This window comes from Stenotrophomonas sp. SrG (assembly GCF_050031795.1).
Classification (GTDB): domain Bacteria; phylum Pseudomonadota; class Gammaproteobacteria; order Xanthomonadales; family Xanthomonadaceae; genus Stenotrophomonas; species Stenotrophomonas rhizophila_A.
Genome location: NZ_JBNBBE010000004.1, coordinates 76,306 through 91,594, shown reverse-complemented (window position 1 = coordinate 91,594; position 15,289 = coordinate 76,306). Strand labels below are relative to the sequence as shown.

Annotated in this window: 13 protein-coding genes; 3 read left to right on the top strand and 10 right to left on the bottom strand. The window is 59.8% G+C overall.

Annotation, left to right across the window (positions count from 1 at the left end; all coding sequences use genetic code 11):
- Positions 1-84 precede the first annotated feature (84 nt).
- Positions 85-300 (top strand): hypothetical protein, encoded by a 216-nt coding sequence (locus ACQG3P_RS05245; RefSeq protein WP_083214053.1) that lies wholly within the window; start codon positions 85-87, stop codon positions 298-300.
- 6 nt (positions 301-306) lie between these two features.
- Here the strand turns inward: ACQG3P_RS05245 and ACQG3P_RS05240 are convergent, their stop codons facing one another.
- From ACQG3P_RS05240 to ACQG3P_RS05210, 7 genes are all read right to left on the bottom strand, one after another.
- Positions 307-3,942, bottom strand: a complete 3,636-nt coding sequence (locus tag ACQG3P_RS05240; RefSeq protein WP_426804403.1) for a zeta toxin family protein — start codon at positions 3,940-3,942, stop codon at positions 307-309.
- 12 nt (positions 3,943-3,954) lie between these two features.
- A complete protein-coding gene (locus ACQG3P_RS05235) occupies positions 3,955-4,281 on the bottom strand; it encodes a hypothetical protein (protein WP_307107540.1) in 327 nt (108 codons plus the stop codon).
- Positions 4,282-4,810: 529 nt separating this feature from the next.
- Positions 4,811-5,311: a hypothetical protein gene (locus tag ACQG3P_RS05230; protein WP_426804402.1), complete on the bottom strand. Its 501-nt coding sequence runs from the start codon at positions 5,309-5,311 to the stop codon at positions 4,811-4,813.
- Between the two features lie 300 nt (positions 5,312-5,611).
- Positions 5,612-5,971, bottom strand: a complete 360-nt coding sequence (locus ACQG3P_RS05225) for a hypothetical protein (protein ID WP_426804401.1) — start codon at positions 5,969-5,971, stop codon at positions 5,612-5,614.
- On the bottom strand, positions 5,952-6,452 hold the full coding sequence (locus ACQG3P_RS05220; protein WP_068848874.1) for a hypothetical protein: 501 nt from the start codon (positions 6,450-6,452) through the stop codon (positions 5,952-5,954). Before ACQG3P_RS05220 ends, ACQG3P_RS05225 begins: the two co-directional genes overlap by 20 nt.
- A gap of 315 nt (positions 6,453-6,767) precedes the next feature.
- On the bottom strand, positions 6,768-7,145 hold the full coding sequence (locus ACQG3P_RS05215) for a hypothetical protein (RefSeq protein WP_426804400.1): 378 nt from the start codon (positions 7,143-7,145) through the stop codon (positions 6,768-6,770).
- Positions 7,146-7,324: 179 nt separating this feature from the next.
- On the bottom strand, positions 7,325-8,176 hold the full coding sequence (locus tag ACQG3P_RS05210; protein ID WP_426804399.1) for a hypothetical protein: 852 nt from the start codon (positions 8,174-8,176) through the stop codon (positions 7,325-7,327).
- A gap of 278 nt (positions 8,177-8,454) precedes the next feature.
- Here ACQG3P_RS05210 and ACQG3P_RS05205 point away from each other — a divergent pair, with 278 nt between their 5' ends.
- Positions 8,455-9,210, top strand: coding sequence for a hypothetical protein (locus ACQG3P_RS05205; RefSeq protein ID WP_426804398.1), 756 nt, complete (start codon positions 8,455-8,457; stop codon positions 9,208-9,210).
- Positions 9,211-9,236: 26 nt separating this feature from the next.
- A complete protein-coding gene (locus ACQG3P_RS05200; protein WP_426804397.1) occupies positions 9,237-10,550 on the top strand; it encodes an XVIPCD domain-containing protein in 1,314 nt (437 codons plus the stop codon).
- Between the two features lie 307 nt (positions 10,551-10,857).
- Here the strand turns inward: ACQG3P_RS05200 and ACQG3P_RS05195 are convergent, their stop codons facing one another.
- The 3 genes from ACQG3P_RS05195 to ACQG3P_RS05185 all read right to left on the bottom strand — a co-directional run bounded on the left by ACQG3P_RS05195 (position 10,858) and on the right by ACQG3P_RS05185 (position 15,204).
- Positions 10,858-11,211 carry a SymE family type I addiction module toxin gene (locus ACQG3P_RS05195; RefSeq protein ID WP_210132125.1) on the bottom strand — a complete coding sequence of 118 codons (354 nt, stop codon included), beginning with the start codon at positions 11,209-11,211 and terminating at the stop codon, positions 10,858-10,860.
- Positions 11,212-11,623: 412 nt separating this feature from the next.
- Complete coding sequence (locus ACQG3P_RS05190) at positions 11,624-13,057, bottom strand: hypothetical protein (RefSeq protein ID WP_426804396.1); 1,434 nt, start codon at positions 13,055-13,057, stop codon at positions 11,624-11,626.
- A gap of 2 nt (positions 13,058-13,059) precedes the next feature.
- Positions 13,060-15,204, bottom strand: a complete 2,145-nt coding sequence (locus tag ACQG3P_RS05185) for an ATP-binding protein (RefSeq protein ID WP_426804395.1) — start codon at positions 15,202-15,204, stop codon at positions 13,060-13,062.
- Positions 15,205-15,289: the final 85 nt, after the last annotated feature.

The following is a 15,289-nucleotide window of genomic DNA, read 5'->3' as shown; positions in this document are numbered from 1 at the left end:
CAGGCGTGGCCAGCGGCTGGATTCTTCCGTCCCACGCCATGAGACGCCCCTGCGCGATCCTGCGATCTGCTTCGGAGGATCAACATGAACAAGATCGACCTTGATTGGCTGGAAGAGTTCGACCAGGCCATGCTCGGGCTGTATGCCATCAACCACAGCGACGCCGGGATGGATGAGCAGCTGCTGGTGAGCTACTACGACCTGGAGCCGCGTGAGGCGGCGCTGGCGTTCGGCAATGACTACGATCTGGACCGGATGAACCCGCTGTGGCCGCCGATGGGGCTGGCGCTGAACAGCTGAGCGCAGTCAGTACCCCATGCTTGCCGCCGCAACCTGCATCTCCTGCTGCACGCGCTGATCTTCTTCCTGCTGCTGCGTTGCCAATTGCGCGGCGCGCTGTTCCTGCTCGAACGCCGCAACGTCAAACTGCTCAAGAGACTCCTCGAACGGGGTCTTCACTGCCTGCGCCGTTGGCATGCCGGCGCGTTGGTGACCGGGGTTGTCCAGCTCGCCCTGGACCACGAAGACGTTCTGGCCGCCGGGTTGGCTTTCCGTGGGTTGGCTGAGCACTACGTGGTCCACGCTGTCCAGGCCGTTGCTCTTGGCCAACACCATCAGGCTGCCGGTGAGGCGCTCGCTGGTCTGGTCGTAGCTGCGGCCGTGGGCCTCATCCAGCTTCTCTACGCCCTCGCGGATCTGCTGGTAGAGGGCGTGGTCGGGGTGCTCGGGGTTCAGGGGTGTCCAAGGTTCCTGCTCATCAGCGGGCTGCGCCACCCGCTCCATGGCAGGCTCTGGTTCTGGCTCCGGCTGTTGCTCCAGCACAGCCTGATTCGCGATGACGTCGTTCGCGGGTTCTTTCAACGGAACGGCATCCGGTTCCTCGGCCACCACCACCCGCTCAACCACGTCTCTCGGCGGTGCCTCTGTAACAGGCTCGTCGACCGAAACTTCATCCCTCAGTGGGTGCTGCGTTGACGCCGCATCATCCATGCCCGGTCGCTCGGACGTCTCAGCCTGCACCGCGACCTCCAGCTGGCTGGCGTCCACGCGGATGACAGTCTCCGGCACCGCTTCGGGGGTTACCGGGTGCTCGACCTTCGCTTCTGATGCAGCGACGGTCGCAGCGAGGTCAGGGACTTCCACCGGTGGCCGTTCGACAGGTTCGGCCTCAGGCAGTGGCCGTATCGGTGTCGAGGCGATGTCGGGTGAAGTGGGCGCCGTGTGAGCTTGTGCCTCCGCCACGGACGCTTCGCGCCGAGCCTCCTCTTCCTCGGCAGTACGAGCGAGCGCCTCCTGGGTACGCTGCTCTTCGACGTGCTCACGTGCGCCCTGCTCAGCCCCCTGAGCTGTCTGGGGCTCTCGCTGGGCCGTGGACTGCTCCTCGACCGCGGAGCGCTCGACAGAAGCCGCTATCGCTGCTGCAGCCAGATGAGGGGATGGCTGCGAGGGAGGTGGCTCATTGGTAGTGCTTGGCTCGTTCTCAAGCAGCTCCGGTACGCGCGCTTCAGCGACGTCCCTGCCATCCGCCCGCATCGCCGCCAATGCAGCCAGCTGTGCGGCCACATCGGTGGAGGCCCCTTGCCGGTTGGCCTCCCGCAGCGCCTGCTGATATGCGTCACGCTCGTCCGCCGATAGCGCGTCGATTCGCAGCTCTGGCGTGTCCTGGAGCGTAGGCTTTTCCTGCCTCTCCTGGAGATCACGGTGCGCTTGGCGAATATCCTCCGCGCTGGTTACGGCAACACGGTGCGCCACACCGTCCGGACCGGCTTGGTAGTGGGCGACAGCGCTTTCAGCACTGTACGGCGAATTCCCATCGCGCTGGAGTTCCTGGAGCGTGCGGCCCGTGAGACCAATGGCCTCGCGAGTACGCTGTGTCGCAAGCTCGATCGCCGGAACCCACTCTTCGGGTACTCGCACGTTGTAATTCTGATACCGGTGGAGCAATTCGCTTCGGTCAACCTCCGCGTTCGAGGGCGCTGGACGCGCACTTGTCTCAGCAAGTCGCGCGTTGAACTGCTCAAGCGACGGCTGACGGATCTGTCTCGTGAGGTTCAACTCGAGCGCAAGGTTGCCTTGGGCCACACTACCCCCGTGCATCCACTGCCCGTCTTCGTTCAAGCGGTACAGGTGACCGTCTGACGCGAACACGGAGTCGGCCTTTGCCCTTGCGTACTCCACCGCTGGCGGAATCTCTACAAAATCTCCAGATCGAAGCGCGGCATGGCCTTCAAGGTATGCAGCAGCAACAGCTTCCTTCCCATTGGCGATGTTGCCCTCGACGCGCGCCATGGCTTCACGGTCCAGCGCTTCAGCGCGCTCCGGGCTGGCAATCTGTTGGGCGTAGGTTCCACGGTCATTAACGCTGGTTACACCGGTCTTGACCTGTCGCACCCACTGCTCGGACTGTGCATCACGCCGCCAATTCGGGTTGTCGAGTCCGTATTGATCATCGGCTCGAGCAGGAATGTTGAATGGGTCCTGCGGCGCCGGCACTCTTCCCAGCTCAAGTTCCACGGCCCTGGCGCTTGCCAGCGCATTAAGCTCGCGTGCCTTCTCGTAGTTGGCACTCACGTCCTGCTTGATGGGGTTATCTATTCCATCCTGCGTACGGTCAAGCGCAACTTCCCGCACCCAACTGTAGCCGTTGTACTCCCACTCCGTGCCTGCCTTGTCCTTCTGTTGATAGATGGCATGGCTGTCCCGCAGGGTGGCCGCCTTCTCGAATGCCTTGGAGAAAAGGTAGGCATCTGCAGCGACCAGCGCCACCGGTCCTGCACCGCTGGTCCCCACAATGCCAGCCGCCAACGTCCCACCAGCCCAGCCGCCGATCCCGCGTGCAGCAAAGTGGGTAAGCTCGGATTGCGCCGCTGGCAGATTCTGCTGTTGCAGCAGGGCGCCGACGCGTTCCCCGGTTTCATGGGCGTCGTAGGCGCTTGCGGCCAACCCAACGACGGTTGCCCCCACGCCAACGCCAGTTCGAAGAACGTTGGGGGCACGGGGCTCCCGAATGACCAACGCCGGCGCAGCGCCAGGACGAAACACCTCGTCAACCGTCGCACCAACGTGAGCTTGAAGCCTCGCGCCATCGACCAGCCCTTGCGACGCCTGCTCCTGGAGCAATCTGGCATGAGTGTCGGGATCCATCCCGGGGATGGCGTCGGCGCGTACAGGCAATCCTTCGTGCCACTCCACCTGCTTGCCCCAAGAGGCCCTCAGGTACTGCGTTACAGCTGGATCTCGGAGCCGCTTGCTGCGTTCCTCTTCAAGTGCGGTGCCCGCCGGGCGATTGTCCGTTTGACTATCGAACAGCCGTTGCCCCTCCCGACTGTAGATGATGATGGGAACGTCCGTCGCTTCCTGCACGGTACGAAGGCTGCGTGGGATGTTGTTGTAGATTTCCTCTCGGGCGCCCTCGGGTACATGGCGCCCATGACCAAGCCTATCGACGCTTTGGGTGAAACGGCCGTCCACCCCGAGCTCGCTTTCAAGTTTGTGCGCCGCAACTACGCGAACCTCAACGGAGTAGCCCTTCTGCTGCAGACCCCGGATCAGCTCTACCGCTCGCTCGCCATTCCCAAGGGTCTTGTCCAGAATTAGGTTCTTTCTGGCTGCAGAAGCAACATCAAGAATCTCATCGGCCCAAGCACTCGCATCAATATGCGTGCGGCCCGACCAGATAACAGGGTTTTGTCTACGGAATTCAACGACGTCTGGATGGAATCTGCGAAGCGCATCCGGATCGATCACGGCGGCATCGTGAAACAGCTCACCCTTCGCCACTTCGCTCAACCCGCCTTTACCGGCACCGGGTTGGCCGGCCAAGATGATCGCCGTTGGCCGAACATGAGACTGCAACGACTCGAGATCACTTGCGGGAAGTATCTTGTCCCTCAGTATCCGCGCGTGCTCGTCGCTGCTCAGCTGGTCACTTGCAGCGCTCATTCGACACCCACGCTACTTCCCAAAAAAGATTGAGAAGTCCTTGTCACCAAACCAAGGCTTCTGAAGGACAAGCTTCGCCATGAGCGCCTCCTCCGCTTCAAGTTTAGAGGCGAGCTCGGAGTCACCCTCCTTCTTTGCCACAGCAAGCTGCTGCCTTGCCTCCTCGAAGAAAGCGCCCACCAAATCTTCCAGTACCCAGATGGCCAGCTCGAAGCGTGGCGCCACCTGAGGCTCTTTCGCCACGGAAGCCAATGCGTCATGGATTCTGGCCAGGTGACCCGGGTATTCCTTCAGCATCTCGCAAAGTCTCTGAGGAATTGGAGGCAGCGAAGCGGTCATTTGCAGTATCCATTGTGTCTCGTGACGGTCATTCCAATCAGGCTGCGGACCCCAAAGCGCTGACATCACGCTGTTGGAAGCGCGCGCGGAGGGTAGCCGCGTGCCCAACGAGCTGGCGGACGCTGCCGGTCCCGGACCTCAGGATGCCATAACGACTGGCGATGAAACCATAGGAAAACCCTTATACCTTCACGCCCGCACAAGCGACATCTTTAAGCATCGCCAGTGGCTTTATCTTGGCCCTCATCCCGCTCCAGGAGATCAAGGAGACCCCTGCCAATCCATTGCTGCTTCAATGCCGTACGACGCATGAGCGTTTGCCCCGCTTCGGCGTGGTGAATGCCATCGGCATTGGCCTTGGCACTAGTACCGTGGTCAGGGGTCTATGGTCACCAAGAGCCGCTACTGGGCATGTCTGCCGACTCAACCTGAGCATTCGAGACGGGACTCTGGTCACCAATATTGGTGGTGGCAGAGAGGGTAGTCCGAGCAAAATCGTCAAACACAGAACTGGGCATGGTGCCTCACGTCAGGCAACACGCGCAGGAGCAAACAACTCAGCGAGGATGATGCTGCCATCAGGCAGCTCCAGGTAGCCGGCAGGTGCAGGCGCACCAACGCGCGCCAGGTCTTCGGCGCTAGCGACGACCAGATAGCGCCTGCTCTCGGGATTGGTAGTTTTGCCCGCGAAAACAATCACCAAGCCCTGTGCCAGGAATCGGACAAAATCAAAGTCGTCGCTTGTGTCGTCCAGGAACCTCTTGAACTTCAACATATCCATGAGTACTTCAGCAGGGCGAAGATCGAGTGTGTAGATCAAGCCGCGCTGCCCCTCCAACTCGGCAGCGACTTCGGTTCCGAAAAACCCCATGGCACCCACCCGCTGCCCGCCTCGGCGGAACGTGTATTGGTACTCGAGGCTGGCAACACCATTCAGCGGCGCATCTAGGAGAATTCGAGGATGCGAGATGGTGACGCCACTGCCCTCATCAAATGAGGTGTTTTCGATGGGCTTGAAGTGGATCGACATCGCTCTTCCTTAGTCTGTTTCGGTTCTGGCGTCGCCTGCCCTTCCTCCGCTCCAAAGCAGCGGGGCCGGCGCAGTTGGAGGAAGGGAGCTCTGCAGGAGCTCACCGACGCTTTCGACGCATCTACTATATCCATCTGCCGCTTAGCTCTGCGCACCATCTCCGCACAGAGTACGACAGACACGATCGTCACAGCTTCCCTGCTTGGGGCTATCGGGGAACTCCGAATCCCATATTGGGCAGATGCGCGCCCCGCCTGACGTCCTCCAGGTGGAAACGCGAAACTGCTCACCGTTCCGCCCTCAGCCCCGGTGCGCGGGGACATGGACTTCGGCAAGAACGACAGTCCCTTGTGCCATGACGCGCACGCTTGCAGGCACGGGAAGGCCCAAGGCCGAGAGCGCTTCAACCGAGTTAAATGGGACGTAAGACAGGTTATCGGTATTGTCATCCTGCCCTGCAAACACATTCACAAGACCTCTTGCGAGCGCTGTTATGAAGTTGATGTCGTCATCCGTGCTCCCGATGCTCTCTTTGGAGCGAAGCATTGAGCGCAAGGTCGACTCGGAGCTCAAATTGATGGTAAATGCCCATTCGCGCTGCCCAGACGCCTCTATAACGTCCTCCGTCCCGAAAACCCCCTCATCCAGCGTGTTTGGCAATGCGTACTTCGGCGAGGACGATGGGGCCCTGCGGCTTCATCGCCGTTTCCACCGAAGCAGGTACACCCGCTCCAACCAGTGCAACCGGGGTTGTAGTAGCTATGTATCGCAGATTCTCTTCATTGTCAGTTTGGCCCGCGTACGCCAACACCAACCCTTGCGCGAGTCCACGCAGAAACGTGAAGGCATCATCCTGATTCTCGATGATTTCCTTGAACTCCAGCATGGACTTGATCAGCCAATCGTGGCCAAGATCGAAGATAAACACCCTCTCCGCCATCCCGTCGACTTCAACGGACATATCGGGGCCATTGAAGCCCAAGCCGCCGATACGTGCATCGCCCCGATAGAACGCGTACTGATACTCCGTGACTGCGCTGCCGTCCGGGAGCTTTCCAGGAAGGATGCGAGGCTCCGGTATGGTGACACCGCTGAAGGGATCAAATGAGGAATTCGATTTAGCTTCGAAGTGGAGAGGCATGAGTCATCTCTGAATGTAGATCCCTACACGGCAGCCTGTTCGATCTGGAGTGGGCCCAAGCAGCTCCTTCCAGGCAGCCCCCATTGAATTGGTGAAGAGTGCCACGCCAACGGGCTGGGTGGCCATCGGAGAAGTCCTACCGTTTGCCTGGAGCGACTTTGGTCCGCGGGCGCCTGCGGGATTGGTGTGAGCAGCTGCGCGGGGCTACCCCTTAATCGACCTCAGTATCTCCGTCGCCCTACGCTCCAGCTCCCTTCGCTCAAGCCCTGCCTTACACCGCGCGGGCGGGGACGAACAGCTCTGCCAGGATGCGCATCACTTTTCCTTTAATTGCCTCTGCCTGCGATTCGGCACGGGGTCTTCCTCCCGCTCCAGATAATCAAGCAAGCCCTTATCGCCGATCCATTGCTGCTTCAATGCCGCACGAAGCATCAGCATTTCCTTTGCTTCGGCGTGGCAAATGCCATCGGCACTGCCTTTGGCCTTAGCAGCATCAAGTTCGACACGAGCCGACGCCACGAAACCTTCAAGACAGTCTTCCAACGCCCAAACAACGTACTCAATCCGAGGTGCACTGGCACCGGATTCGGAGGCTGCCTTATCCATGGCCAACTGCAGCCGCTCGATATGTTCGGGATATGCGCTCAGAAGCTCACGGAGTTTGCCTGGCACGGGTGGCGGCGAGAGGTTCATGTTAAGTGTTTCCGTTCATCGACCCGGGTTGGACCCAAACAACGGCGTTCAGGTGGGTCCATCGGGTAAAGAGTGCCATGCCAGCGGTCTGATCGGCCATCGGAGAATTCCTACCACTTGCTCGGCGTTTCGTTGGCTCGCTTGCTCCTGCGGGAATGGTGTAGACAGCGGCGGGAGGGCTACCCCTCAATCAACCGCAATATCTCCGTCACCCTACGCTCCAAGTCCCTTCGCTCCGCTTCATTCATCATCGCCCGCTTGAGGTAGGCCTCGAAGTCCTCACCCGTACAAGCGTTCTGCATCAGGCACAGCGTTCCCATCAGTTTGCCCGAGGGCCCGCAGTCGTACCCCATGCGGCAGCCAGCCACCATCCATGCCTCGCCGGCGTGCTCGCCGGTCATCAAGCCCGCCGCTGGGCCGCCTGCGCTGGCGGGGTAGTTGCTGTGCAACGTGCTGCCCATGGCAAACACGGCCGCCGGATCATTGGAGCCCAATACTTCTTCAAGCTGCTCGGCAGCTTCAGCGGTATCCAGCCTCTTCTGCTTGAACGCGTTTTCCATCAACCGGGAGGCCAGGTCGCCGTTTTCGGCAGCCTGCGCGTACCAGCCCGTGACCAGCTGCATCGGCACGATGGCGCCACCGTCCACTGCCCCGCATTGGGCGAAACGTTCGGCCGCCACCTGCTCCAGCACGGAGAGCTGGGCAGGCGCCCTGATCATCTGCCTATAGAAATCGAGGCTGTCCATGAAGTGCTCGCGGTCAATATTGACGAAGTAGCAGCCTTCATAGGTGTCGGCCAACAGGCGCTGGGCCACGGCATCGCCCGCCTTGGCCCTCTGTTTCAGGTCCTCGAAGGTCTTTACCCGGTCTATTTCAGCAGGCCCGCCTCGGCTGGTGCGGCTTTCCGTTGCATTGGCGCGCACCGTGGCCGCAACGGCCGACGGCGCCACCTGGGCTTTCCCGCCCGGCGCGTCACCCTGCGTCGCTGGCGCATTCCACCACAGCGCAATGCACACCACTGCGGCGACCAAGCCAACCGCCAGCCAACCTCTGGTTCTTCCAACCACAGCGCCAACTCCCTTTGCCATCGCGGCTACAGCCGTTGAATACCATGGAAGGGCAGCAGCAAGCACCCATTCCTATCCCGTTGACACCACATTCCCTATAGTTGACCCCAACCAATGCAATGGAATGGCCCATGAGCGTGATGTCATCCGGCCGGTGCCTGTCAGTTGCACTCGCCGTCGCCCTGAGCGCCAGCGCCTGTGCCAAGGCCCCACCCACGGAAAAGGGAAACAAGGAACCTGCCATGTCTGAAGACGCCAGCCAGAGCCGCACGGTGGATGGCTACACCTACACCACCGCGCCGGTAGTGGCACAGCTCGGCCCCCACCGCTACGCGTTCCCGGCCAACCTCTACGACGACCAGATCGGCCCGGCCATTGGCGGCGGCGTTGGCCTGACCCTGATGTGGCCCGAGCTCAAGGCAGCCGCTCCTGGCACGCGCGGCACCCGCTCCATGGCCGACCATCACCGCGCGATGTCCATGTCGGTGGACTACATCGACGGCGTGCCGATCACGGATCTGCTGGGCCGCATGACCAGCACCGACGCCACCAGCGAGGAAGGCTCGGCCTACCGCATGGATCCGCGCCGCCGGCTGGACATGCGCACCCCCGGCGCCGAACAGTTCGGGCTGACGCCCTATGCCATTGATGAAGCGCGGATGGTCGAATTCGCCCAGGCGTACGAAAAGCAGACCGGCATGCCGGCCAAGCGCAACGCCAACGTGGAAAGCGACTGGTACATCGCCCGCACCCCGGGCGGCGAGCTGGCAACCTTCATCAAGTGCGACAAGCTCCAGGATGGGCGGGACTCACTCACGCTGAAGGGCGACCAGGTTGAGATCGACGAAAGTGTCCCGGTCTCCGGCTGCACCCATAACTTCGTGGATGCCGACAACGACCTTTCGGTGACCCTCTCCTATCCCCGGGTGTTCCTGAAGGACTGGAAGGCCATCGAAGCCGCCGCGCGCGGCGTGCTGAGCGCATACAAGGTTGAGTGACCCAGGATGTTCAGGAGGAACAACGCGTGAGCGGATTGAATCAAAAGGATCTCGACATCCTGCGGGCGTATGCCGACGACGGCAACCGCGAGCGGTATTGGAACTACCTTGCCCAGAAGCAGGGCAATGATGGCTACGGCCTGCTGGCGCTGGGCGTGGTGCGCAACGACAACCTGCCCGGCCAGGTGGCCAATGCCTATGCCCAGCTCGAAGCGGCCGATCAGCACGACCGCAACCCAAAGCTGCAGAACCGCACCCTGACAGAGCGCCAGTGGGAGGCGTTCGGCCAGACCCTGCTGCACCGCGATCTGGAGCGCCGCGAGGCCTGGCTGGAAGCCGGCAACCCCACCCTGGCGCTCAACCTTCCCGGCCGCGATGTGCAGAAGGCGCACGATCTGGCCTTCGAGCGCCACAACCTGGACCCGAACTGCTGGACCCCGCGCATCCTGCTGGAAGCCACCCGCAAGAACCTGAGCGAAGACGCTGCCGAGAACGTCTGGAAGGAAATGCTCAACAACGATTACCGGGGCACCGCGCGGGCATGGAACACCGCCGGCCATGCCTACGACGCCATGCCGTGGGGCCAGGCCACCGCCTACGTGACCAAGCTGGGCGTGTATGAGCTGAGCATGGCCGACCAGTCGCTGCCCACCAGCAACCCCAACGTCATCGGCATACGCAGCTCCTACCACGTGTATGACCCGAAGGCCGGCACCTGGTCGCACCACACCGAAAGCGGCTTCCCCATGCAGGAGCGCAATCCACGCGTACTGGAAGGCCTGAACGACACCCGCGAGGTCCGCCTGGAGCGCGAGGAGAAAGCAACCCACTTCCACCCAGACGACCCGTACCGGCAGCGCATCGAAACCCCGAAGGTGGTGCTCAACGACCTGCCCGGCCAGGACCCGAACACTCGGCTGGCGGCACTGCGCCCCGGCGATGCCCATTACCCGCTCTACCTGCAGATACGCGAACACGTGGCCGCGCTGGACGCCAAACACGGGCGCAGCTTCGATGAAACCAGCGAACGGCTGACCGCCAGCCTCACCGCGCTGGCCGTGGAGAACAAGCTGGACCGGGCTGACCACGTGGTACTGAGCCAAGCCACCGCAGAGGGTGCGGCCGGCCGCAACGTGTTCGTGGTGCAGGGCAACCTGCATGACCCGGCACAGCAGCGCGCCGCCATGGCCACTGAAATAGCCGTACAGACGCCGGTGGAGCAATCGCTGCAGCGGCTGGGTGAAGCAGGCCAGGAACGGCAAGCCTTGGCCACGCAGACCGAACAGCGCACGCAGCAGAACCAGCAGGAGCTGGAAGCCCGCAGCATGCGAATGGGGTGAGGCAAACATCCCTCCGGAAGCCACGTGCACATGGCTTCGCGGAATTACCCATCAGGGCCGGTGGCGCAGGCCGGCCCGGCACGCCCTCAGCGGGGGCTGCCCTGCCCCTTCGGTACCTCGCTCCCCACCGGGAACGAATCCCCCCAAACGTAGAGATCAACGCCTTGGGCGCTCCGATCCAGGTTCACGCAGTCCTGGATCAACGACCGCAGCACGTTCGTAGGCGAACGCTCGCTACGCCACGCCGACAGCTGAAAGGCGCGGCGTAGATCGGGGTCTACCTTCACCCTCATGTACACCTGCTTCTTCATTGGATGACGTCCTCGGGGACGAACTGCCCCGACTCCGAATTGATCTCACCGTGGTAGATCGTGCGCTCCACGAAACGGGGCACCCGTGGGTCTTCCACCGCTGGCGGGCCGAGCAGCTTGATGGTGATCACCCCTGCGCAGGCCTCGATCTGCAGCTTGCGGCCCACATTGAAGCCCATCTGCCGCAGCCAGCGGCCGCGGATCTTCAGGTAGGGCACCTTCAGCTCCTCCTGGAACTCCGGGGGCGGTGAGCACGCTGCAGGCTTAGCGGTGCCGGCCAGATGCGCCTGGCGAGCGCGCCGGCGTGAGGGCAGTTCATCGAAGGACGTGTCGTCCCAGTGCGTTTGCATGTTGGACCTCCTGTAAGGATCGCCCCTCGCCGGGATGGCGAGGGGGGTCGGGAGGTTAGAAACCGACTGGCGAGGCACACTGAGCGCATTTCCACAGGAGTGTTGTAGTAGCCACCCTCCTGACAAAGACACGTCCAAAATTGTCTCGCCAGAAGAGTTTCTACGCTCCGTGACACAACATGCACTGGTGCGCATGAGATAGCCAATCGTTTGTTACTCATGATTCTAGGACTTCAATAGGTAGGACCTACCAAATGACGCCTTTGGCTACTTAGAGGATCTGAGAACGAAGTCACGCAACCTAGGGGGCTCTCATGACTACAGCCTCTCAAAGTATCGCAGAACGGCACAGGGGACGGATCCCCCTGGCAGAGGCAGGCGACGCGCGTATCTTGTGAATGAGAGCAGTACGCTACCGAAACTCGATGATGCCCGGCCTGCTAGCCCAGCTAGAATAGCGATGAAGCAGCTTCTCAACTACGGAAGCTCGAAGACGGAAAGCGATTTCTGACCCGCCAAGTACAGAGTCCTGCCAAGTCCAGAAACGCCGGCAAGACACCAAAAGGTACTTGGATTCGCCATCAATAACCCATGGGCCCAACAGTTCCAATGCACCGCTCCTCAAGCGATCATTCGAACGTATTATGTACATAAACCGCTCAGGAACGCAGAAGCCGAGCAAAAATCGGCTCGTCCTTTGATTGTCCTGCGCATGATCACAATCCGCGCCCAACTCGACCAAAACAGCAGACTTTGAGTCCCTGATCTCCGTGATATCGGCACGGTGCTGATCCAGATTATCTGCACTCACCATGTCAGCTGGGAAAAAGAACTCCGAGGTGAGGTACTTCATCGGCCTGAAGCCGCCGAGTACATTCCTATCCATCGACTTAACGAAGAGAACAGCTCCCCTGTCAAGGGAGCCAAGGTGCTCCAGCACACGATCAACATGAAAAAATGTATTCAGCTCGGCGCTCATCTGCAGCGGCTTTGAGAAGGCAGCATCACCTTCAATTTGTTCGCCAATCGCGTCCGCTACCGCAGCTTGATATGCACCGTCCACAACTGACGCGCTGAACTGGTCAGCCACTATATCTAGCAAACCCGCGTCCAATGCCCGAGCAGGATGCTTCTTCGCCCCGTTCGCGCCAGCAGCAGCGACAGCGATACGCGAAAGCGTGACAGCTATAGATTCACTTGCCCTCACTGGATCGTTATCGACATCAATTCGAGCGCACCGGGACACTTCATTCACTGCTCGAGAAGCAGCCTCGGCTGCTCTTGCCTCCCATGCCGCAAGCATGTGCACCCGCTTATCGCCGACGATTGTCTGAGCGATGAGCTGCTTCAGCTCAGCCATTTTAGAGTGGAGTTCCGAGTAGTAGCTTTTGAGCTGATCTTCGAAGTCCCCGCCATCAACCGGCCTCACTAGAAAAGGGCCCTTCGGAATCTCCATCACGTCCAAAGGCAGCGGCGCCCCGTTAAGACGCTCTGGCCGATCATAAAGCAAGGTCTTCACAGACGCAGCGGTTGCTTCCATGCGCGTCCAAAAGACCAGCAGATACGGCCCGGAATCAGGCGATATCACCTGCTTGAGCACAGACACAATGGTGCCCCAAAGCGACTCAGTATTGGCCACTCCACCGAGCTCCGCGAGATTGAGATCGGTGAACACCAACCGGAGGTGGCCGTAACCACCGGCCGGGGGCGATGGCTGCAGTTCCGAATTCTCGCGGTCATACCAATGCCCGATAGCCGGAAGTCCCAGCGCTCCCAACGCGGTAGTAATCGCAAGCAGATGTGAGGGTTCGTCATCAATCGCTATCGCTTTAACTGTTCCATACATGGTCAATCTCCCTTAAACCGCATTACCACCGCAGCCCCGTCGTAAGCCTGCGGAACATCCATCTCATCTCGCAAGTCGCTGGCACGCTCTACGGTAAGTTCCCCGCCGCACTGCTCGAGAACGTGTCTTGAGAAGTAAAGCCCAAGCCCCATTCCCCCCGGCCTTGTCGTGTGAAATGCCTCACCCGCTTTCGCGGGATCGAAACTGAAGCCAGGGCCATTGTCTACAACGGCAATAAGACCGCGACTTTGTGATTCATCCCAATGAGTTAGAACCAAAACTGCTGCGGGTTCCTTGCGAGCCTCCTTCTCTCTTCTGTATCTTGCCCAATAGAGCGCGTTATCCAGCAGATTGGCCAATGCTCCGGAGACTAGATTCGGCACGACTTTCAGTTTGAAGTCCGGCCCTTCTTTATTGGTCACCGGAGTAGATAAAACCACCTTGTGATGTTCGAATCGTGGCTGTCGCGTAATGAGAGCTGCCCGCACAATGCCCGACGCAAACGTACCCTTCCGGGTACTCTTCCTAAGAAGTGGCGCGAATCCCTGTAGCAACTGATGCAGATTTTCAACCTGAGACCGAAGCGCAATCTCATTGGCCCCCCGATCCAACGCAGAAGCGATGGCTTCGACCTCGCGTTCAACCTCATGAAAGATGACCGCCAAATTAAGCCCAGCCATCCCCGCATTCGTCATCACATCCCTCAGCTCACCGAACTCCTTCTCGATGACGTCTATGTCATCCAGCAATTCCTTACCCAGTTTATGGCGCTTCGCAGAACTTCTAATATTCTTTATTGCGTCTGCAAATCTAAGCGTGTTCTTTGCGGCGCCGCCCCTAATGACATCATCCAGCAGTTTTCTATCATCGGAATGGACGCGCTCAAGATGCTCGAACGCGCTCAGGACCACTCGCCTGAGACGGAAGTAGGTTGGACTTTGATCAAACCCCTCTCTGTTGGTCTTTTCCTTTAAACTGTCACTGGCGTTTCGATCTAAGTGGATAGCGGCGACTACCGAGCTCGCGCCCAACTTCCCTGACGGCGTATTGATTCTTCGAGCGTTTAGACCAAGCCAATCGTCTCCCTTCTCGCCATAGTTGAAGACGCGCACGCCGTCGCGATACACGCGAACGCCCGTTTGGTCATCAAGCCATGCACGCAGTTGGGACGAGCTACCGGTCGAGTTGAGCACCTCTGATCTGCGGTGATAGGCAAATATCACACCAGATACGGGTCCGATTCCCTCCAGATCCTCCTTGGAGACGAAAATTGGGTCATCACCCGATTTCGTCTTTCGTTTCGGTTTCGCGCCTGAGTCTTCTGCGGTCAGGGGCAAGCTATCGTTCTTCTCGCCGTACTTCTTCGCTTTAACATCCTTCCAGGTTGGAGGATTGAACTCATACTCCCAACTGAACTTACCTGCGTCAATTGTGAACCTATACTTCCAAACCGACGTTTCGAGGAAGTCATTAGGGGCAATTAAATCTTTGAGCTCGCTGTTCCGCCCTGGCGCATCGAACGATACCTGGAAGGCATCTGGAGCCTCAAAAGGGCTGGAAAGCGATGTAACTAGCCGATACAACCCCCTCAAGTCTCGCCTTGACCAGTCCTTTCTACGCAGATCGAATATTTCGATCCTAGTGCCCGTGCCGTCCTTGAATATTCGTGGCGCGCGCGAGTTTCTAACTACAGTTACCTCCAACCCTTCAAGGTAGTCATCTTGGTCGATCAACGAGTCCCAATCGATCTTTACCTCACACTCATCAGACCCATGCGCCTTCGTAACTAAGCGCAACCCGCTCCCTAGCTTCAACGCCGCGATTCTTCCGACGCCCTTCTCTCCCAATCGTCGACGGGAGTAGATCGGCGACCTGTGACCGTCTGCGCTTCGCTTCGAGCTAGTAGCAAGCTCAAGCCACTTCCCAGTTATGTCGTCCTCAGTCATGCCGGACCCATTATCCTGCACCGCGATAGTTGGTACGGAGCTTTCTAAATCCACAGTGATGTCGACAAACGTAGCATCCGCGTCGTAGCTATTCTTTACCAGCTCAAACACGGCGAGTCTGTCGTCCCCAATTAGCTCTTCACCCAAAAGATGAAGCAGATGGCTTCGCGCCCTCAGCTTGTGCTTGGTCCCACTATCCATGTTCGCCTCTAAGGAAGATGAAGGGCTGCGGCCACCTGTCCGGCAGTATTGCCGTAGAGTGAGCGCGGCATCCCTGCTTGATCAT